Source organism: Nocardia pseudovaccinii NBRC 100343, assembly GCF_001613225.1.
Classification (GTDB): domain Bacteria; phylum Actinomycetota; class Actinomycetes; order Mycobacteriales; family Mycobacteriaceae; genus Nocardia; species Nocardia pseudovaccinii.
The window spans coordinates 43722-63564 of record NZ_BDBY01000193.1; the positions used below are offsets into that span (position 1 = coordinate 43722).

Annotated in this window: 18 protein-coding genes; 9 read left to right on the top strand and 9 right to left on the bottom strand. The window is 67.2% G+C overall.

All coding sequences use genetic code 11. The annotated features are described in order from the left end of the window. Positions 1–12 precede the first annotated feature (12 nt). Positions 13–990: an aldo/keto reductase gene (locus NP3_RS24600; RefSeq protein ID WP_063043965.1), complete on the bottom strand. Its 978-nt coding sequence runs from the start codon at positions 988–990 to the stop codon at positions 13–15. Between the two features lie 238 nt (positions 991–1228). Between NP3_RS24600 and NP3_RS24605 the strand changes: the two genes are divergently transcribed. The 4 genes from NP3_RS24605 (at position 1229) to NP3_RS24620 (ending at position 4366) form a co-directional block, all read left to right on the top strand. Next, positions 1229–2158, top strand: a complete 930-nt coding sequence (locus NP3_RS24605) for an undecaprenyl-diphosphate phosphatase (RefSeq protein WP_063044041.1) — start codon at positions 1229–1231, stop codon at positions 2156–2158. 16 nt (positions 2159–2174) lie between these two features. Continuing rightward, a complete protein-coding gene (locus NP3_RS24610; protein WP_063043966.1) occupies positions 2175–2924 on the top strand; it encodes a histidine phosphatase family protein in 750 nt (249 codons plus the stop codon). A gap of 71 nt (positions 2925–2995) precedes the next feature. Beyond that, positions 2996–3580, top strand: coding sequence for a DUF3090 domain-containing protein (locus NP3_RS24615; protein WP_040691105.1), 585 nt, complete (start codon positions 2996–2998; stop codon positions 3578–3580). A 3-nt stretch (positions 3581–3583) separates the two neighbouring features. Beyond that, complete coding sequence (locus NP3_RS24620) at positions 3584–4366, top strand: SCO1664 family protein (RefSeq protein ID WP_063043967.1); 783 nt, start codon at positions 3584–3586, stop codon at positions 4364–4366. Between the two features lie 326 nt (positions 4367–4692). On the opposite strand, the gene NP3_RS24625 is transcribed toward NP3_RS24620, so the two are convergent. Next, the gene (locus NP3_RS24625; RefSeq protein WP_063043968.1) at positions 4693–5565 is read right to left on the bottom strand and encodes an LLM class flavin-dependent oxidoreductase; all 873 of its coding nucleotides are present in this window, start codon (positions 5563–5565) and stop codon (positions 4693–4695) included. Positions 5566–5804: 239 nt separating this feature from the next. On the opposite strand from NP3_RS24625, the gene mshC reads away from it, so the two are divergent. After that, positions 5805–7043, top strand: a complete 1239-nt coding sequence (mshC, locus tag NP3_RS24630) for a cysteine--1-D-myo-inosityl 2-amino-2-deoxy-alpha-D-glucopyranoside ligase (RefSeq protein ID WP_063043969.1) — start codon at positions 5805–5807, stop codon at positions 7041–7043. Positions 7044–7656: 613 nt separating this feature from the next. After that, a complete protein-coding gene (locus NP3_RS24635) occupies positions 7657–8733 on the top strand; it encodes an MBL fold metallo-hydrolase (protein ID WP_245721092.1) in 1077 nt (358 codons plus the stop codon). A 320-nt stretch (positions 8734–9053) separates the two neighbouring features. On the opposite strand, the gene NP3_RS24640 is transcribed toward NP3_RS24635, so the two are convergent. Further along, on the bottom strand, positions 9054–9716 hold the full coding sequence (locus NP3_RS24640) for a TetR/AcrR family transcriptional regulator (RefSeq protein WP_063044042.1): 663 nt from the start codon (positions 9714–9716) through the stop codon (positions 9054–9056). Between the two features lie 118 nt (positions 9717–9834). Between NP3_RS24640 and NP3_RS24645 the strand changes: the two genes are divergently transcribed. Continuing rightward, on the top strand, positions 9835–11256 hold the full coding sequence (locus tag NP3_RS24645; RefSeq protein ID WP_307678852.1) for a cytochrome P450: 1422 nt from the start codon (positions 9835–9837) through the stop codon (positions 11254–11256). Further along, positions 11253–11444 carry a ferredoxin gene (locus tag NP3_RS24650; protein WP_063043972.1) on the top strand — a complete coding sequence of 64 codons (192 nt, stop codon included), beginning with the start codon at positions 11253–11255 and terminating at the stop codon, positions 11442–11444. Before NP3_RS24645 ends, NP3_RS24650 begins: the two co-directional genes overlap by 4 nt. Positions 11445–11455: 11 nt before the next feature. Here NP3_RS24650 and fadD11 read toward each other — a convergent pair whose 3' ends face one another. The 3 genes from fadD11 to NP3_RS24665 form a co-directional block, all read right to left on the bottom strand. Beyond that, positions 11456–13270 carry a fatty acid--CoA ligase FadD11 gene (gene fadD11, locus NP3_RS24655; RefSeq protein ID WP_063043973.1) on the bottom strand — a complete coding sequence of 605 codons (1815 nt, stop codon included), beginning with the start codon at positions 13268–13270 and terminating at the stop codon, positions 11456–11458. Positions 13271–13649: 379 nt separating this feature from the next. Next, positions 13650–14804 (bottom strand): methyltransferase, encoded by a 1155-nt coding sequence (locus NP3_RS24660; RefSeq protein ID WP_063043974.1) that lies wholly within the window; start codon positions 14802–14804, stop codon positions 13650–13652. A 658-nt stretch (positions 14805–15462) separates the two neighbouring features. Then, positions 15463–16632, bottom strand: coding sequence for a lipase family protein (locus NP3_RS24665; RefSeq protein ID WP_063043975.1), 1170 nt, complete (start codon positions 16630–16632; stop codon positions 15463–15465). 178 nt (positions 16633–16810) lie between these two features. On the opposite strand from NP3_RS24665, the gene NP3_RS24670 reads away from it, so the two are divergent. Continuing rightward, positions 16811–17536: a dienelactone hydrolase family protein gene (locus NP3_RS24670; RefSeq protein WP_063043976.1), complete on the top strand. Its 726-nt coding sequence runs from the start codon at positions 16811–16813 to the stop codon at positions 17534–17536. Positions 17537–17627: 91 nt separating this feature from the next. Here NP3_RS24670 and NP3_RS24675 read toward each other — a convergent pair whose 3' ends face one another. Genes NP3_RS24675 through NP3_RS24685 form a run of 3 tightly spaced genes read right to left on the bottom strand, consistent with a single transcriptional unit; the run spans position 17628 to position 19742 of the window. Next, a complete protein-coding gene (locus tag NP3_RS24675; protein ID WP_063043977.1) occupies positions 17628–18410 on the bottom strand; it encodes a crotonase/enoyl-CoA hydratase family protein in 783 nt (260 codons plus the stop codon). A gap of 37 nt (positions 18411–18447) precedes the next feature. After that, positions 18448–19107: an enoyl-CoA hydratase-related protein gene (locus NP3_RS24680; RefSeq protein ID WP_063043978.1), complete on the bottom strand. Its 660-nt coding sequence runs from the start codon at positions 19105–19107 to the stop codon at positions 18448–18450. Positions 19108–19127: 20 nt separating this feature from the next. After that, a complete protein-coding gene (locus NP3_RS24685) occupies positions 19128–19742 on the bottom strand; it encodes a TetR/AcrR family transcriptional regulator (protein WP_063043979.1) in 615 nt (204 codons plus the stop codon). Positions 19743–19843: the final 101 nt, after the last annotated feature.

A 19843-nucleotide genomic window follows, 5' to 3' on the forward strand; every position in this document is an offset into this window, starting at 1 on the left:
TCCCTCATCGAGTCACCCCGCCGCGCGTGCGCTGACATCGTCGAGCGCGGCCGCGATGGCACGCGGCAGTTCCAATGTCTCGGCGGCCAGCACCCCGGTGAGCTGCCCGATATCGCGCGCACCGACGATCATGCTCGCGATGCCGGGACGGTCGCGGATCCAGGCGAGGGCTACGGCCAACGGTGAGGTGGCCAGTCCGTCGGCGGCGGTCACCAGCGCCTCGACCACCCGGGTCGCGTGGTCGTCGAGCCGGTGCCGGATCTCGGCGGCGGTCGCCTCGTCCGCACCACGCGAATCGGCGGGCACCCCGTCACGGTATTTGCCGGTGAGAATGCCCCCGGCCAGCGGCGCGGTCGCGATGAGCCCCACACCGTGATGCTGCGCGGCCGGAATGAAATCGGTTTCGGTGTCACGGACCAACAGCGAGTACGGGGTCTGCGCGACGGTGACGGGCGCGACCGCGGCGAGGCTGGCGACCTGCCAGGCATTGAACCCGCGCGCACCGGCGTAGCGGACGCGTCCGGAGCGCACCGCGAATTCAAGAGTGGCGGCGACCTCGTCGAGCGGGGTCGCCGGATCCCAGGCGGCGACATGCCAGATATCGAGATAGTCGGTGCCCAGTTCGAGCAGTGTCCGATCGAGCTGGCGCAACAGCGCGCGACGGGAGGTGTCCACGGCCGGTCGCACCGGCTCCGGTTCGGGCACGGTCGGCCCGACGGGTGCGGGCGAAGTCCGCGGCGCGACACCCGCGCAGCCGCTGAGCACCAGATCGTCGCGGGAGACCAGATCACCGAGCAGTTCGGCCAGGATCCGTTGTGCCGCGCCGCCCGCATAGGCCGGGGAGGTATCGACCAGTGTGCCGCCTGCCTCGGCGAACGCCACCAGCTGCACCGCCGCATCATCGGTATCGGTATGCGCCCCCCAGGTGTGGGTGGCAAGTCCTATCCGGGACACCCGTAGGCCGCTGCGGCCGACCGTCCGCTGTTCCATCACCGTGTCCGCGCAATCGTCACGGCGCCAAGCCTAGAGTGTGGATACGCAACTCGACGCCCACCAGCACCGTGGGTCGCACGGTCGAGCCGGGCATGCCGCCGCCATCTCGACACTGTACTGTCGCTGCGAGATTGCGGTGGTGGGTCATGGTGATGCGACCGATCGCCGGACCAATTGCCCAGTAGGAACACATATTTCGGGCGGAAGTGGAGGCTGGTTCGTGGTCGGCGAGTCGATGACCTGGGTTCAGGCCTTGGTACTTGGTCTGGTGCAGGGTCTCACGGAGTTTCTGCCGATCTCCTCTTCGGCGCATCTGCGCATCGTCTCGGGGGTGTTCTTCGGCGACGACGCGGGCGCCTCGTTCACCGCGGTCACCCAGTTGGGCACCGAGGCGGCGGTGCTGGTGTTCTTCGCCAAGGACATCTGGCGGATCATCCTCGCGTGGTTCGCCGGGCTGCGCGATCGGCTGACCAAGAGTGGTGAGCCGGAGCTGCCGCTGCACGACCAGCCCACCATGCGCCTTCCGGTCATCACCGCCGATCACAAGCGCGTCTTGGACGAGCAGGCGCAGCGTGAACTCGACTACCGCATCGGCTGGTATGTGATCATCGCGACGATCCCGATCGGCGTGCTCGGATTCCTGTTCAAGGATCAGATCCGCACCGGTGCCCGCAATTTATGGTTGATCTCGTTCATGCTGGTCGCGTTCGCGCTGGTCATCGCCGCCGGTGAGTACTACGGACGCAGGATCCGCCCGATCGAGCAGCTGACCACCCGCGACGGTTTGATCATGGGCTTCGCGCAATGTCTGGCCCTGGTCCCGGGTGTGTCGCGTTCCGGTGCCACCGCGACGGCGGGTCTGTTCCTCGGGCTCGAGCGTGAAGCGGCCGTGCGGTTCTCGTTCCTGCTCGCCATTCCCGCGGTGACCGCATCGGGCCTGTTCAGCCTGCCCGACGCGTTCGAACCAGCGGGTGAGGGCCTCAACGCCAGCGGACCACAACTGCTGGTCGCGACGATTCTGGCGTTCGTGGTCGGGTATGCCTCGGTGGCATGGCTGTTGAAGTTCGTCGGCAAACATTCCCTCGACTGGTTCGTCGGCTACCGCATCGTGCTCGGGCTGACGGTCATGGGCCTGCTCGCGAGCGGAGTGGTGTCGGCGACATGATCGTTAGGCTGGTGCCATGACGGTGATCCTGCTGCGGCACGGTGTTTCGACCTCGAATACCGCCCGCACCCTGGCCGGGCGCAGTGCGGGAGTCGATCTGACCGAGTACGGCGATACCCAGGCTCGCGCCGTCGCCGAACGGCTCGCCGCGCTGTCGATCGAGCACATCGTGCATTCGCCGCTGCTGCGCTGTCAGCGCACGGTCGCACCGCTTGCGGAAAAGCTCGGTCTGGAACCGGAGTACGACGATCGTTTGATCGAGGTCGACTACGGCGACTGGACCGGCAAGGCGATCGCGGATCTGTTGACCGAACCGCTGTGGAAGGTGGTGCAGCGGCACGCCTCGGGCGCGGTCTTTCCCGGCGGCGAAGGTCTGGCGCAGGTGCAGGTCCGTGCCGTGGCCGCGGTGCGCGAGCATGATCGACGGTTCGCCGAGAAGGCCGGTCGTGACGTGCTGTGGGTGGCGTGCACGCACGGTGACGTGATCAAGTCCGTGCTCGCCGATGCGCTCGGCCTGCATCTGGACGGTTTCCAGCGCATCGTGGTCGAACCCGCCTCGCTCAGCATCGTGCGCTACACCCCGACCGCGCCGTATGTGGTTCGGCTCAACGACACGGGGGCGGATCTGTCCGGTTTGGCAATCAAACCGCAACGGCCCGCCTCGGGGTCGCCCGCGGAGCCCGAAGCCGGTCCGGTTCCCGGTGGCGAGCTTGGTGGTACCCCGAGTGCGGATAATGGGAATGCGGAGCTTCGAGATTCCTTGTAAACGAGTAGGTGGCGTGTTGCGGAGTCCAGCGCCGCGGGTAGTCGATCAGGGCCACGTATCAGGAGGTGCAGATGTCTCGCGCAATCCACGTATTTCGCACCCCCGATCGTTTTGTCGCCGGGACCGTCGGTGAGCCGGGCGATCGCGCGTTCTACCTGCAGGCCGTGCAGGAACCACGGGTGGTCAGCGTGTTGCTGGAGAAGCAACAGGTGAAGGTGCTCGCCGACCGGATGGGTCTGCTGCTCGACGAGGTCGCGCGCCGCTTCGGCGCCGAGGTGCCGCCCCAGGCCGAGGACATCTCCGACAGCGACCCGCTGGTGACCCCGATCGACGCCGAGTTCCGGGTCGGCACCATGGGCCTGGGCTGGGACGCCGATGCGGGCGCGGTGGTGGTGGAACTGCTGGCGATCACCGAAACCGAGGTCGACGAGTCGGTGGTGCTCGATGACACCGAGGAGGGCCCCGATGCGGTGCGGGTGTTCCTGACCCCGATCCAGGCGCGGGAGTTCGCGTTGCGCTCCACCCGGGTGATCGCGGCCGGTCGGCCGCCGTGTCCGCTGTGCGGGGAACCGCTTTCCTCGCGCGGGCATATGTGCGTGCGAACCAACGGATACAAGCGCGGGGATATTTTCGGCGCGGCCGAGCTAGAGGAGTAGTCCGTGGCCGAGCCTCGGTGGCACACCGCGGAATTGACGGTGATCGGTCGGGTGACGACCGCGAGCAATGTCACCCTCGTCTGCGATACGGACGGCGTTCGCGTGGTCTACAAGCCGGTGCGCGGGGAACGTCCGCTATGGGATTTCCCGGACGGTACCTTGGCCGGGCGTGAGGTGGCCTCGTATCGGGTCTCGGATGCACTGGGGTGGGGTGTCATTCCGGAGACGATTCTGCGCGATGGCCCCTATGGGCCGGGCATGGTGCAGCGGTGGGTGGAGTCCGTGGACAACCACACCGATCAGGGCAACCGGCTCGATCTGGTGGATCTGGTGCCGTTGGGTGCGGTGCCGGAGGGGTTCTGTGAGGTGCTGCGTGCCGAGGATCCGGCGGGTAACGAGGTATCGCTGATCCATGCCGACGATCCGCGACTGCAGCGGATGGCGGTGCTCGACGTGCTGCTCAACAATGCCGACCGCAAGGGTGGGCATGCGCTGGAAGGTGTCGACGGGCAGGTCTACGGCGTCGATCACGGCATCTGCCTGCACAGCGAGCACAAGTTGCGCACGGTGCTGTGGGGCTGGGCGGGTAAACCCATCTGTGACGGGTTGATGGCCGATATCGCCGCCTTCGCCGAGGAACTGCCCGGTTCGGTCGCCGATGATCTCGCACCGCATCTCACCGATGCCGAGATCGAGGCGCTCGCCGACCGTACGCAGGAACTGCTGGACAACCCGGTGATGCCGGTGCCGCGCACGTCGCGGCCGATCCCGTGGCCCGCGTTCTGAGCTGAAGTCGGCACAGCCCGGGGATACCGTCGGCGGCCGCTTGCGATGTGCGGGCGGTGCCGTATTGCATCGAGTGCCGGGGCGCGTGTGCTGCCTGACGGGATTGCGGTTTCCGCTTTCCGGCCTGGCGCGGAGAGGCGGGATTCGTGCGGAGTTCTGCAGATGCCCGAACTCGCGCTGACCGGCCTGGCGCAGGAGTCGGCGGCCGCCCTGGTGGACAGTCACGGTCCGGATCTCTCGCCCGCCATTCGATACCGATTGCTCGCCGAGGCGGGCGGCGATCCACTCGCGCTGCTGGAGCCCGACCGCAGCCAGGGGTGGCGCGCTCAGTTGAGCAGCGGGCGGACTTCGGCACCGGCGAAGCGGACGAATTCGATCAGGTTCGGATCGTCGTCGGTGGGTTCGAGGACTACGGTGTCGGCGCCTGCGTCGGCGTAGCGGCGGACGGCATCCGCGACGGCTTGTGCGTCGCCCGCGACGCCTGCCTCGGGCGGGTGCTCACTGGAGTTGCGTTGCTGGGCCGCCGTCAACCGTTCGGCCGCGTCGGGTCCGGTGGCCGTGAGCAGGTTGACGATGACCCGATGCGGTTCGGTGCGTGCGGCTTTCGCGCGGCCTTCCTCGATGCGCGCACGGGCGGCGCGAACGCCGTCGGGGGTGGTTCGTCCGGTGAGAATGGTGGCGTCGGCGAGTTCGCCGGACAGTCGCAGGGTCTGCGGGCCGGTCGCGGCGGCGGTGATCGGCGGGGACGTGGTCGGCGGCCATTCCAGGGCGACATTGTCGAGGTGCACGTATCGGCCTGCGGCGCTGACCTTTTCACCGTTCAGCAAGCCGCGCAGCGCAACCAGATGTTCCCGTAGCAGCGTCATCGGCGATTCGACCCGCGCGCCGATCTGTCCCATCCAGTCCTGCACACCGTGCCCGAAACCCGGAATCACCCGGCCCGGATACAGCCGCAACAGCGCCGCCACCTCCATAGCGGTGAGCGCCACATTACGCAGCGGCACCGGCATCACCCCGATCCCGACACGCACCCGCTCGGTCCGCGCCAACACCGTTGCGGCGGTAGTGATTCCACCGGCCCAGAAGCAGTCCTCCCACAACCACAGTTCCTCGAGACCGCTGTCCTCGGCTGCGGCCGCGAGCGCGGCCAAATGTTCCGGGGAAACTTGGGGCATCGACACCGCACCGAGAACAGTCACCCATCCAACCTAGCGCGATCGCACTCGGCCGCGGCCGAATTCGGACAGCCCCGTGCACACGGCGAACTCAGCGACAGTGACCTGCGCCACTCGCGGCAATTCGATCCGCCGGACGGCAAACATTGACATCCGACTTTTGCGACATCGAGGCAGGTCAGATCAGGGGTGATCGGCATACAACCTATCGTTGGGAGCAGGGTGCGGCGCAATGGCCTCCACCACACCTTTACCCTCGAATCATGCAGTCCTGGTCCGATACCGCCCTACCGACAATTCCCGGAGCAGGGCCACCGTTGCGGTTGTACGACACCGCCGACCGGCAGGTTCGCCCGGTGACCCCGGGCCCTACGGCCACTATGTACGTCTGCGGGATCACCCCCTACGACGCCACCCACCTCGGCCACGCCGCCACCTACTTGACGTTCGACCTGGTCAACCGGCTGTGGCGCGACGCGGGCCACGAGGTGCACTACGTGCAGAACGTCACCGACGTCGACGACCCGCTGTTCGAGCGCGCCGCCCGCGACGGTGTGGATTGGCGCGATCTGGGCACCCGCGAGATCAATCTGTTCCGCGAGGACATGTCCGCCCTGCGCATCGTGCCGCCGCGCGACTACATCGGCGCCGTGGAGTCCGTCGACGAGGTCATCGAATTCGTGCAGAAGCTGCTGGCCTCGGGCGCGGCGTACACGGTCGAGGATGCCGAATATCCGGACATCTACTTCCGCGCCGATGCCACCGAGCAGTTCGGCTACGAATCGGGCTACGACCGCGCAACCATGGATCGTCTGTTCGCCGAACGCGGTGGCGATCCCGACCGTCCCGGCAAGCGCGACACCATCGACGCACTGCTGTGGCGCGCCGCGCGTCCCGACGAGCCGTCGTGGCCGGCGCCGTTCGGCGCCGGGCGACCGGGTTGGCATATCGAGTGTGCGGCGATCGCGCTCAACCGCGTGGGCCCCGAATTCGATATCCAGGGCGGCGGTAGCGACCTGATCTACCCGCATCACGAGTACTCCGCCGCACACGCCGAGGCATTGATCGCGGGCCGCCGCTTCGCCCGTCATTACGTGCACGCCGGTCTGATCGGCCTGGACGGCGAGAAGATGTCCAAGTCGCGCGGCAACTTGGTGCTCGTCTCCAAGCTGCGCGCCGCGGGCGTCGACCCGGCCGCGATCCGCCTCGGCCTGCTCGCCGGTCACTACCGCCAAGACCGGATGTGGACCGACGCCGTCCTCGCCGCCGCTACCGCCCGCCTGGACCTGTGGCGCCGAGCCACCGCGCTCGCTTGCGGCCCCGCCGCCGAAGACACCGTCGCCCGCCTCCGCCAACACCTCGCCGACGACCTCGATACACCGAAAGCCCTTGCTGCCGTGGATAACTGGGCCAACCAGGCCCTGAATTACGGAGGTCGAGACAGCGCGGCCCCAGCCTTGATCGCAAGCGCCGTGGACGGTCTGCTGGGCGTACAGCTGTAATCCACCCCGCCTGAACAGAGATCAGCGCATGCTGTGGAGGCGCCGCTGAGGTGTGGTTGCACTTCACCGTGCCATCTGCACTCCACAGCCGTGGATTCGATAGGGGTCACAGTGGTAACCCGCCCCGGGTGGAAGTGGTGTCCGCGTCCTGTCCGTCGCCGCGGCGGGCCAACACCCAGCGGACGGTGCCGTGAGATTCGCGCCGTGTCTCGAGATCGCGGCTACCGCTGGATGCGAACTGCAGGGGCGCGTACAAGCGGTCCGCTGTATGCACTCGGCAGCGCCGTGAGCTCCACTCGTGGATCTCGGGCCATCGAGGTGGTTATCACTTGCGCCGAAACCGCCGCACTACCCGTAACCACTCGCGCCCGAGCGGATTCGGTCAGCTCACCTGATCAGCGGCGCGGCGTGCAGACGCGCGCAAGTGTCAGCGGCCGCCCAGAGCAGTTCGACGCGCTCCTTCCACCGCTTCGGCCCGCGTATCTGCTGGGGGGCGAAAGGTGCTTGTGTGGTCAGGAATGTCGGCTCGGTGCGGCCGCCGGACAGGGTGTGGGTTGTTCGGGGCGGTGATCCGTGGTGTTGTACACGGGTGTGCGGCATTCATCCTCGGGGCTTGCAGGGGCGGTGGTCGGCGCTCGGGGGTGTGATCGGCGCGGGTACGGCGTTGGCGGCGGGGCGGTTACAGGCCTCGGCCGCGCAGGCGGATCCGCGGACGGTGGCGGCGCGGGTGCGGTTTTTCGGGACGGACGTGGTGGATCCGGATACGGGTGCGGTGCGTGCGGATCGGGTGGTGTTGTCCTGGGTGGGGTGTACGACCTATGCGTTCGCGCTGGCGGGGTCGGTGTTTCTGCTGGATGCGTGGGTGCCGCGGCTGACGAGCACCGGTTATGTGCCCGCGACGGCGCAGGATCTGGCGGATCTGGCGCCGGAGGCGATATTCATCGGGCACGGGCATTTCGATCATGCCGCTGATGCGGGTCGGATCGCCGAGGCGTCGGGGGCAGTCGTGTATGGAACCGCTGAGCACGGCGTGAATATCCGTGCGCAGGTGGCGGATCCGACATTCCGGACGGTCGCGCTCGGGGACGGTGCGTCGCTTCCGGGGGAGCGGCACGAGTTCACTGTGGGACCGGTGGAGGTCACCGCGGTTCGTCACGTGCACTCCGCGCGCACCGCTCCCGAGCGGCCCGGCGGGTCCGCGCCGTTCTTCCCGCTGCCGGAACTGGGCGCTCTGGTGCGGCATCCACCGACGCTGGCCGGTGTCCTGCAGAGTGCGCCGCGCCTCGGCGATCCGGAGGGCGGCACCCTCCTCTACCAATTCCGCGTTCCCGGATTCGCGCTGGTCTGGCACGATTCCTCGGGGCCGCTCACCGAGAAGGCCCCGCAGGTCTTCGACGATTTCGCCGACCTTGCACCCACCGACGTCCAGATCGGCGCGATCCAGGGCTTCAACCAGATCAGCAATGGTCTTCGCGACCCGCGTCGCTACATCGAGGCCATCCGTCCCGCACTGTTCGTTCCCAGCCACCACGACAACTGGCTGCCCGGCTTGACCGCCTCCGCCGCCACTTACGACATCCCACTGCGTGGCGAACTGTCGCGCATCCCCACCGACCACCGCCCGAACCTGCGCACCCTGCACGACCCGGCCGACTACGTCAACCCCCGCCGCCTGACGTTCCCGCTGTAACCCCAACTCCCACAGCGTCTTACAGCCACGCACCTCGTCGAGTGTCGCAGTCCCACCGCCTGACCGCCACAGCACAACTCCCCGAGCGGCTTACGGCGCGTACCTTCCGGCTAGCTCGCCCGATCCTTGTTCCCGCTGGTCACCCTGAATCCCATCACGCCTCAGGGCTGTTCACTCGATCGGCGCAGCGTCGAGTGCAGAAGCCAACGCCAGCCTTGCCCTGCCATCGACCTGCCGAACGCCGCCAGCCATATGGTCGCCGCACTCCGACCGAGGCGATGGACCCGACCAGCTCGCGATGCATCCGGGCCGAAGCGCGCTCAGGGAACTGGTCTGGGTGGCAGGCGAGCGGCCATGGTGGCCAGGTTGTCGGCGAAGGTGAGGACGAATTCGACGCAGAGGTCGATCAGTTCGTCGCGGGTGACCTCGATGCCGCCGTCGAGCCAGGCCAGGATCAGTTCGGCGGCCCCGCCGGTGATCATCAGCGAGACCGCGCGCACCAGGGTGTCGCTGCCCGGTGGTGGCGCGAGGAGGGCGCGTTCCTGATCGGCGACGACGTCGGCGATGGTGCGCATGGCGGCGGCGCGGCGGCGCATCAGGGTTTCGCTGCCGTGGGCTTCGGCGAAGGCGATGCGGGCGCGGCGCGGGTCGTCGATGACGGAGGTGACGATGGCGGTTACCGCCGCGCGCGTTTTGGCCGGAATCCCCTCGGGTGCGGCGGCGAGGGCGTCGAGGGAACTGCGGACGGCGGTGCCGATGATCTCGTCGTGCACGGCGGCGGCCAGGGCGTCGAGGTCCGAGAAGCTCTCGTAGAAGAAGCGCGGGCCGACCTTGGCCTGTTCGCAGACTCCGCGCACCGTGGTGGTCGCCCACCCCTGGGTGCCGATGATCTCGAGGGCCGCATCCATCAGGCGACGGCGGCGATCCTCGCGCCGCTGCTCGGCGGAGGTGCCGCGGTAGATCCCGGTCGCTGCCCGTGTCACAGGCTCAGTATGCCGCAGGCAAATCAGGAAACAACCGTTTACGGAAACCATCGATTCCTGTATGGTGTGGATCACACGATTTTCGCAAGGATGCGAGAGGACGACCATGATGTCGACGATGGGCCGACGGGCAAAGTACGCCGCATCCGCGCTGGCCGAGCGTTATCCGTCGCGGACCCGAGCCCTCGCCGAACCACCCGCCGGTAGCGAATTGCGGCCGATACTAGGCGATTACGGCTTACCGGTGATCGGGCACGCCCTCCCAGCCATGACGGACAACCTCGATTTCGCGCGGCGGCGCTTCGAGAAATATGGTCCCGTGCAGTGGTCCGGACTGCTCGGGCGGCAGGTCGTGATGGTGGTGAGCCCGGAGGCGATCGAGGAGGTGCTCGCGGACCGGGACAAGGTGTACTCCGCTAAGGGGGGCTACGACTTTTTCATCGGACCGTTCTTCCGTGGCGGCATCCTGCTGCGCGATTTCGAGGAGCACCGATACCACCGGCGCATTCTGCAGCAGGCCTTCACCCGGCCTCGACTGGTCGGCTATCTCGACATCACCACTCCGGCGATCGCCCGCGGCATGAGTGACTGGTTGCCCGCCAACGACTTTCAACTTTTCCCGGCAACGAAACATGTGCTGCTGCGCATGGCGTCGGAGGTGTTCATGGGCGCACGCCTCGGTCCAGAGGCGGCGCGGCTCGAGCGTGCGTTCATCGATGCGGTGCGCGGGGGACAGGCGTTGGTGCGCACCAATATGCCCGGCGGTGTGTGGGCGAAGGGCTTGCGCGGGCGCAAGGTACTCGAGGACTACTGCCGCCGGGAAATGCCCGCCAGACGAGCGGGCACCGGTGACGACCTGTTCAGCGTGTTGTGCCACACCGCAAGTGATGAGGGCCATACCTTCACCGACCAGGACATCGTCGACCATCTGATCTTCGTGCTGATGGCCGCGCACGACACCAGCACCATCGCACTGGCGATGATGGGCTATCAACTCGGTTTGCATCCGGAGTGGCAGGACCGGCTGCGCGCCGAATCGCAAGCGCTGGGCAAGGATTCGCTCGACTACGACGATCTCGACCGGCTGCCCGCCCTGGATCTGGTGTTCAAGGAGATCCTGCGGATGTACTCCCCGGTCGGGCAGCAGATCCGGGAGACGATGCGCGACACCGCGATCCAGGGCCACTTCCTACCCGCGGGCACCATTGTCGTCATCGGCTCGCATTCGGCGATGCGTATCGACCGCTGGTGGCACGACCCCGATGTCTTCGATCCGGAGCGTTTCACCGCCGAACGCCAAGAGGACAAATCCCACCGCTACGTCTGGGCGCCCTTCGGCGGCGGCGCGCACAAGTGCATCGGCCTGTACTTCGGCGGCATGACCGTCAAGGCGATCATGCATCGCATGCTGTTGCACTACCAGTGGTCGGTACCCGCTGGATATGTGCCGCCGATGGGCTGGGCGACCGGCCCCATCCCACTCGACGGCCTCCCGATCCAGCTGCAAGCCGCACGCGTCGAAACCCGGCGTCCCGCATGAGAATCACCGCCGACCGAACCCGCTGCCAAGGCCACGCCATGTGCGAAGCCTTACTCCCGCATATCTTCCAGGTCGATGACTCCGGCAAAGTCAGCATCCTCACCGACCCCATCCCCACTTCCGACCACCCCGACGCCCAACTCGCCATCGACACCTGCCCCGTCGAGGCCCTGCGCGCCGAGGCGTGAGAAGCGCTGGGTCAGACCTCGGAGGGGATTTGGGTGGCTGGTTCGTGGGTGGTGGCGGAGAGAGTTGGGGCGTAGAGGGTTTCGATTTCGGTGGCGTATTTGGCCGCGATGGGCTTGCGGCGCAGTTTCATGGTGAGGGTGATTTCGTCGCCGCCGGGCTCCCAGAAGGTGGGCAGGATGGTGAAGCGTTTGATCTGTTCCACGCGGGACAGTTTCGCGTTGCCCGCGGCGATGCCCTGGGCGATTTCGGCGATGACGCCCGGGTCGGCGGCCAAGGCGGGGGCGGAGGCGGCGGGCAGACCGCGTTGAGTCGCATAGGGTGTCGCGGATTCGGCGTCGAGCACGATCAGGGCGGTGTTGTAGGGGCGGGCGTCGCCGATGGTGACGATCGAGCCGACCAGCGGGGTGGCGGCCTTGACGGTGTTCTCGATATTGGCCGGGGACATGTTCTTTCCGGCCGCGTTGATGATGAGTTCCTTTTTGCGGTCGACCACGCGGAGGTAGCCGTCGGTGTCGCGGGTGAGGATATCGCCGGTGTGCAGCCAGCCGTCGGCGTCGATCGCGTCGGCGGTTTTGCCCGGTTCCTTGCGGTAGCGCTTCATGACGAGCGGTCCGCGGACCAGGAATTCGCCGTCGTCGGCGATTTTGGCCTCCGAACCGGGCAGCATGCGACCGACGGTGCCCAGGCGCGCCTCGGCGGGTGGGCTGGCGCTGGCCACACAGGTCAGTTCGGACATACCCCAGATCTCGGAGATGGGGACGCCGAGACCGCAGAAGAAACCGAGGGTCTCCGGCGGGATCGGCGCGGCACCCGACATCGCCCACTTCACCTGGTCCAAGCCGAGTTCGGCGCGCAGCTTCGACAGCACCGACTCGTCGGCTTTTGCCCATTCGGTGGCCAGCTCCGCATCGACGGTTCCACCCTCCAGTAGCACTGCGGCCTTGCGTGCGGCCACGCCGAGTGCCCATTGCAGTGCGGCCCTTGTCATTTCGTCGGGTTCGTTGGCGACCGAGAACTCGACCGCGGCCTTGAACTTCTCCCACACCCGTGGCACCGCACCCCAAATCGTCGGGCGCGCGTCCAATAGCGCCGCGGGCAGCTGGTTGCGGTCCGGCACGACGGTGATCTGAATGCCGTAGTACTCCTGCAGATACAGCGCGGTGAACCGGTCGGCCATATGCGCGGTCGGCAGGTAGGAGGTCTGCCGGTCGCCGAATTCCACCGGGAGTACGGCATTGAAGGCGTGCGCCTCGGTGGTCAGGTTGGCATGGGTGATTTCGACGCCCTTCGGATTTCCGGTGGTACCTGAGGTGTAGACCAGCGTCGCGATATCGTCCGGCCGAACCGAACGCCACGTCGCCTCGAAGTCGAAATCGTTGCGGCCCTTGGCCTTCAGCTCCGCGAGACTGATCGTTCCCGCATGCTCGGCATCCATGCACACGATGGTCTCGATCTGCGCTCCACAGGTGCGGACCCGCTCGACGTACTGCTCCTCGCAGATCACCACCCGATTGCCCGCATTGCCGAACACATAGTTCAACTGCTCGGGTGCGAGGGTGTTGTACACCGAGAACGAGGTCGCGCCGGTGTGCTGTGCACCCACCTCGATCGGATAGAACTCGACCCGATTGGCCATCATCAGCGCGACCGTATCCCCGCGCCCGATCCCGAGCGCATGCAATCCCGCCGCGATATGCCGCACCTGCTCGGCGTACTCCCGCCAGGTCAAGGCATGCCCGCCACCGATGGAGCGCACCGCGATCGCGTCGGGATCGATCGCCGCCACCCGCTGGAAGGCGGCACAGGAGGTATTCGGTTCGGTCATCGCACACCACAATCACTACGGCCACACTTTCTTCCCGACCGTAAGTTGCCACCCAACCCCCGCGTGCCGTTTTCACCCGATTTCGCCCGTGCCCGTCTGCCTTCCGCGATCGCGGTCACGGCGGGCGAAGGTTCTCGTCGCACCCGAGCCACCGGGTTGGGGCGAGTGCCCTTTCGGAAGCCGACGGATGGACGCGGCCGGTGCGCTTCGGGTTTCGAAGCGAGTTTCGTGGCGCCACGATGGCGAGTCGAGGGCAGATCGCGACTCTGGCTCCCCAGTTTCTGCAGGCGGTCGCGGGGTCCACATATTCCGTATGCGCCGTCGCGGATGGTTCCGGCGCGATGCGGATCGAGGATGGACCCCGAAACCGACCGGGGGATCAGCCGGTGCCCTTGATGAATTTCGGGTGCTGGCACGGTATCCGGGTGGCCAGGCGCCACAGGGAGGTCACTTCTGCTGCTCGGACTGCGTGGAACGGGTCTGTGGCGTCGCGGGGTCGGGAGTGGTGGGGTCGGGTGTCGATCCGGTCGATGACGCGCAGTCCTGCCGAGCCGATGGCGGTGCGGAGTTCGGTGCGGGTGCGCAGGCCGAGACGTTCGGCCAGATCGGATAGGATCAGCCAGCCCTCGCCGCCGGGTTCGAGATGAGCGGGGAGGTCGGCCAGGAAGGCGCGCAGCATGGTGCTTTCCGGGTCGTAGACGCCTTGTTCGACGGTGGAGGTCGGACGGACCGGGAGCCACGGCGGGTTGCAGACGATCAGGTGTGCGCGGCCGTCGGGGTACAGGCCTGGGCCCTGGACATCGATGCGGTTCGTGAGCCCGAGACGGTCGATATTGTCGCGGGCGCAGGCGAGTGCGCGCGGATTGATATCGGTGGCGACGATGTGGCCGATGCCGCGGCGAGCCAGCACCGCCGCGAGCACGCCGGTTCCGGTACCGAGGTCGAACGCGGTGTGATGCCTGACCGGCAGCGGTGCCGCGGCGACCAGATCGACGTATTCGCCGCGCACGGGGGAGAACACCCCGTAGTGCGGGTGGATCCGCGTACCGAGAGCCGGTACCACGACACCGTTTTCACGCCACTCGTGCGCTCCGATCGCTCCGAGTAGTTCGGTCAACGCGATCACCATCGGCGCATGCGTGGACCCGTATATCTCGGTGCACGCCTGCCGAACATCGGGGGCACGGCGCAATGCCAGGGAATGGTCCGGCTCCAATTGCACGATCAGCCTGCCCAACACCCGTGCCCGCTGCCCACGAGCGCGCCGATAGAGGTGAAAGGATTCGGCCGGTCCCGCGCCCACCGGCACGGGTTTGCGATCGATGCGGCGGCTCAGTGCCCGCAACAGCTGACGGGCGTTGTGAAAATCGCCGCGCCACAGCAGCGCCGTCCCCTGGCAGGCCAGGCGGTAGGCGGTATCGGCACGCATACGGTCATCGGCGATGGTGATCTGCGCGGGCGCCGCGGCCGCGCTTTCGGAATGCCACTGCGCGCTGTGGTCGGTATCTGCTTCGGTCCAGTGAATGGTCGACATGGGGTGCTCCTCGTGATCGGACGTGCGTTGGCACGGAGAGCACTTCGACGAGGAGCGGGAGACGGCCTGAGGCAGCCGGGGCTGTGAGGACGGACTAGCGGTCCCGCGTCGAAGCGCGAGCACCGAAGTCGCCGAGGACCATACCGAGCATCATGAGTAGCCCTTTCCCTGAGTCGACACCTCGAGATTCGCACATGAGCGACCGACACCACGCACGGGGTCCGTACAACGGACCCTCACGAGGTGCTCCGCCACCGCAAGCCCCGATCGGTATCGGTGGGATCGATGTGAGCCGGGCCTGCTTCGCGGGGTCGATGTCGTCGACGTGCCGGGAGCCGAATGTGTACCGAAGCAACTTCCGCCGCAGGACTTCCGACAACTCGGCCCGTCTCGGCCGCAGCTCCGCCCGGCTATTGACCGAGCGCGATCTCACGCCGCTGACATCTGCGTTCGCTGGTGGCGATGGCTGGCTGCGGCCAAAATATCGACTGCTGAGCCGATTTCGGCGAAGGCGGTCGCGCGGAGAGCTGGCGGATCGACGCTCCGGGATCCGTTGCGGCTGTTGATTCTTCGCACGCTCGCGGATGCCACCGAGCACACGCGCGGTGGTGCACCGAAGTCGAATCTGCTCCCGGGTGCCGGAAACGTCGGACCGCGGTCAGGCGACGCCCATCCACTTGTCGATCCGGTCGATTGCCCCGGGTGTGAACGCGCAGGTGACGTGGTCGCACGGCAGCAGCGTCAGTGACACGTCCACCCCAGCGCTCTTCCACTGTTGCTGTAGCGCCTGTGCGCCGGTGACGGGAATCCATTCGTCGAACAGGCCGTGCCACAGGTAGATCGGCATCGTCGGGGTCAGCCCACCGGCCTTGGTTTCGCGGTAGATCCGCTGGACGACTTCGGTCGGGTACGGGTCGACCTTGGTCAGCGTGCGCAGCGCCACCGGTACGGCGCCGAGCAGGGCGGCATTGGAGCAGAGGTTCTTGTTCTCCTGCGCGGTCCGCACGCCCAAGTCGTTGAGCAGGTCGAAGGCCTCGGGCGTGGCTCGGGCCACCCCGAGCGCCGCCATCAGATACAGCGCCCCGGCGGGCGGTTTCCCGTCCATCGTTTTGCGCAGCAGGCTCAGGTCGGCGGGTGTGCCACCGGCGGCGGCGCCGAGGATCCGCAGTTCGGGGGCATAGGTGGGCTGCAGCTGCGCGGCCCATACGGTGGCGATCGCGCCGCCGCTGTAGCCGATCATCGTGGTGGGGCTGCCCGCGAGTCCGGCCGCCGGAAACTGTAGTGCGGCACGGATTCCGTCGAGCACCTCGCGAGCCTGGGTGGGCCCGTGTGCGTAGGCCATCTTGGGGCCTTGGTAGTCGGTCATCACGACCGCGTAACCGTGCCCGAGCAGCTGGCGGGTGATGTCGGGAGCCTCGATGGAGACCGAATGGGTCAGCTGGTAGGACGGATTGCATTGCAGTCCGACGCTGTCGATGGCGTAGTCATTGCTGACGACGCGGCCGTTCCATGTCTTCGGTTTCATGATCGTGGTGAGCGCGGCGATCGAAGTGCCGTCGGCGGCAGTGGATTTGAACCACACCTGCCAGGCAGCGAAGTCGTTGGTGGCGGCCAGCGGCGGCAGAATCTGCACCGATCGCGACGACAGGATCGCGCCGTTGGACAGCCCGTCGGTATTGAAATGCTGATCGAGGTAGGCGTCGCCGGTCGGGTCGGGATCGTATTTCGCGTAGTCACCGCTGTCGGCCGCGACCAGGGGCGAGGCCGCGAATATGGTGAGCGCCAGGGTGGTCGCGACGGAGAGGGCGCGCCACGGCAGCCGAAACATGAACAAGTCACCTTTCGTTCGACAACGCGCTGACCGGGGACACCGCGTTGGCCGAGGTTAAACCAACCGGGGCCGCGACACCGCGCATTTCACGATCAACTCCGAAATTCCTCTCGCGCGATAGCGGCTCGCCACGCAATAGCTGTACACGTCTGGGACAGTCGCCTACATTGCTGACATGGACACCATCGAGCTCGACGCACCGGACGGCGCTCTCGAAGCGATCCTGGCCCGCCCGACCGGGGACGGTCCGTGGCCCGGAGTCGTGGTGCTGCACGACGGTGTCGGCTTCGGTCCGGATATCCGCAGCAATGTCGAAATGCTCGCCGACTACGGCTATCTCACGATCGCCCCGAACCTGTTCGCCAATGGCCGGGTGCGCTGCATCCGGGCGGTGATGCGGTCGCTGATCTTCACCGGCGCCAGCCCCGCGATCCGGGAGATCCTCGCCGCCCGCGACCGCCTGGTCGTCGATCGCGACTGCACCGGCAAGACGGCGGTCATCGGCTTCTGCATGGGCGGTGGCTTCGCATTGCTCACCGCGCCAATGGGTTTCGACGCGGCCGCACCGTTCTATCCGGGCCTCTACGGCGACTACCGCGCCCAACTCGAGGGCGCATGCCCGGTGGTGGCCAGCTATGCCCAGCTCGATCCCTCACTTCTGGGCGCGGGCCGCAAACTCGATCGTGTGCTGACCGATCTCGGCGTCGAGCACGACATCAAGACCTACCCGGGCACCATGCACGGCTTCGCCAACGTCTTCGGCATCGACCCGGTCCTGCGGGTCGCCGGTCTCGGCTACGACGCCGAGGCCACCCGCGATGCCTGGCATCGCATCTTCGCGTTCTTCGACAAGCACCTCACGGATACGCCGGATTCAACTGTGGCGGGCGAATCCGGGTAGCGCGGCCTCGGGGTATGCCGCACCCCGAGGGGCCGACCACGACTTCCGCAGCCCTACCGCCCGAGATGACTTCCCGCGAAAACCTCCGCCGTCATTCCCCGCGCCACCGCGGCGCACGCTTCTCCGCGAACGCGCGCGGCCCTTCCAGCGCGTCCTTGCTCGCGAAGATCGGTCCCGCCTCCCGGAAACTCATCTCCCACATCCGCGCATCCCAATCGGAGCCGAATTCGTTGCCGCGGTGCATGATTCGCTTGGACGCGCGCACCGACAGCGGCGCGTTGGCAGCGATCGTCTCGGCGAGCTCTATCGCGGTGGGCAGCACCTGATCGGCCGGGACGACCCGGTTGACCAACCCCCAGTGCGCGGCGGCCGCGGCATCGATCGGCGCTCCGGTGAGCACCATCTCGTGAGCGATCTTGGGTGGGATCTGACGCGGCAGCCGCAGCACGCCACCCGCGGCGGCGAACAACCCCCGGGTGACCTCGGGCAGTCCGAGTTCGGCATCGGCGCTCATCACCGCGAGATCACACGCCAAGACGATTTCGGTGCCACCGCCCAGGGCGAATCCGTTGACCGCGGCGATGAGCGGTTTGTCGATGAAATGCTGGACCAGCCCGGCGAATCCGTACTCCGGATGGTCCGGGTCGTGAATTCCGTTGCCGCGAGCCAGTTGCTTGAGGTCCGCGCCCGCACAGAACGCGCGACCGGCCCCGGTGATCACCGCGGCCCGCAGGTCCCGATCGGCCGCAACCTCCTCGAGTGCCGCACCGACGGCGATCGAGAGCGCGGAGTTCACCGCGTTCATCGCCTCGGGCCGGTTCAGCGTGATGATCGCGATATGGCCCTGGCGTTGCAGGACGGCGGCCTCGGTCATGTCGGGCTCCGCTGTTGATGTGTGCCGAACCTACCGTCTAGGAGCTGGATTCGGTCAGCTTGGCGACGACCGGCCCGAACATGGTGTTCTTGATCGCGCCCAGCGTCGCGGGATCCTTACCGCCGAGTGGGGCGAGCATTGCGATGGCGGCGGTGGCGACCGCGGCTTCGCCCGCGGTGGCGTCGACGATATCCAGCGCTGAGGCATCGATTCCGCCGAAGCGGCGACCGGTGGTCATCGAGGCCACCGCGGCCTTGGGGGGCAGCTTGGACTGGATCAGCGCGGCCATACCCGGTGTGAAGGGAATGCGGATATCGACCTCGGGCAGACAGAAGAAACCGCGGTCGGCGCGCATCACCCGGTAGTCGTGGGCGAGGGCGAGCATGGCGCCGGCGCCGAAAGCGTGCCCGGGCAGTGCGGCAGCGGTGGGTATGGGCAGGGTGAGCACGCGGGCGAACAAGGCCTGCACCCGGCCGATGTACCACTGGGTGCGGTCACCGTTGGCGACCAGCCAGTCCACGTCGAGGCCGTTGGAGTAGAACTTGCCGCTCGCGGTGGTCACCAGACCGTGCGCCTCCTCGGCGAGTGCGGTGTCGAGGTGGGCGTCGACCGCGTCGAGAAAGTCTGGGGTGAAACGATTTTCGTCATCACCGAGGTCCAGGACGGCGATCTTTTCGTGGTAACTCAGTGTGCTCATGTTGTTCCTTACTTCGGGTGTTATTCGGGTGGGCCGACCGCGAGCACCGCGCGCACGGCGGCGCGAAGGTGTTCGCGGGCAATGGGTTCGGCGATCCGGTCGCGACGCAGCAGGATGCCGGTCGGCAAATCGACGACGCAGGTGGTGATCACATCGACCGCGGCGGCGTCACCGCGGCCCCACAGGGCGCGTGCGAGCCGGATGAGCAGTCGCACCAGCGCGTCATCGGTTCCGGCGAGTTCGGCGACGATCTGTTCGGGCAGTTCGTCGCCGAGCAGTTCGTCACGTGAGACGGTCAGCAGCAGTTTCGAGGAATCCGGGTATCGCCGCGCGAACTCCACCGGCGTCTCGGCGGCGGCCACTACCGCCTCGAGCGCGCCCGAGGTGTCGTCGTTCGCGGACAGATGCGCCTCGACCGACTCGGTCTGCATCCGCAGAAACCGCCCGGCCGCCCGTAACCAGCTGCGTCCGAGTAGTTCCGCGCGCGAGCCGAAGGTGTGATAGATCGCGCCGTTGGACACGCCGGTGGCCGCCGCGACGGCCCGGATGGTGACCGCCGCCGGACCCGAGCGCACCGCCAGCGACTCCGCGGCATCGAGCACGGTGTCGGGGTCGTGGGTCCGTGGGCGGGGCATGCCACGACTATAACAGAGCAATTGCTCTGTAATGAAGCGGCAGCATCCCGGCAAACCCCTCTTCCGCTACGCCACTGCATGTTTCGCCCGGTCACGGGTAC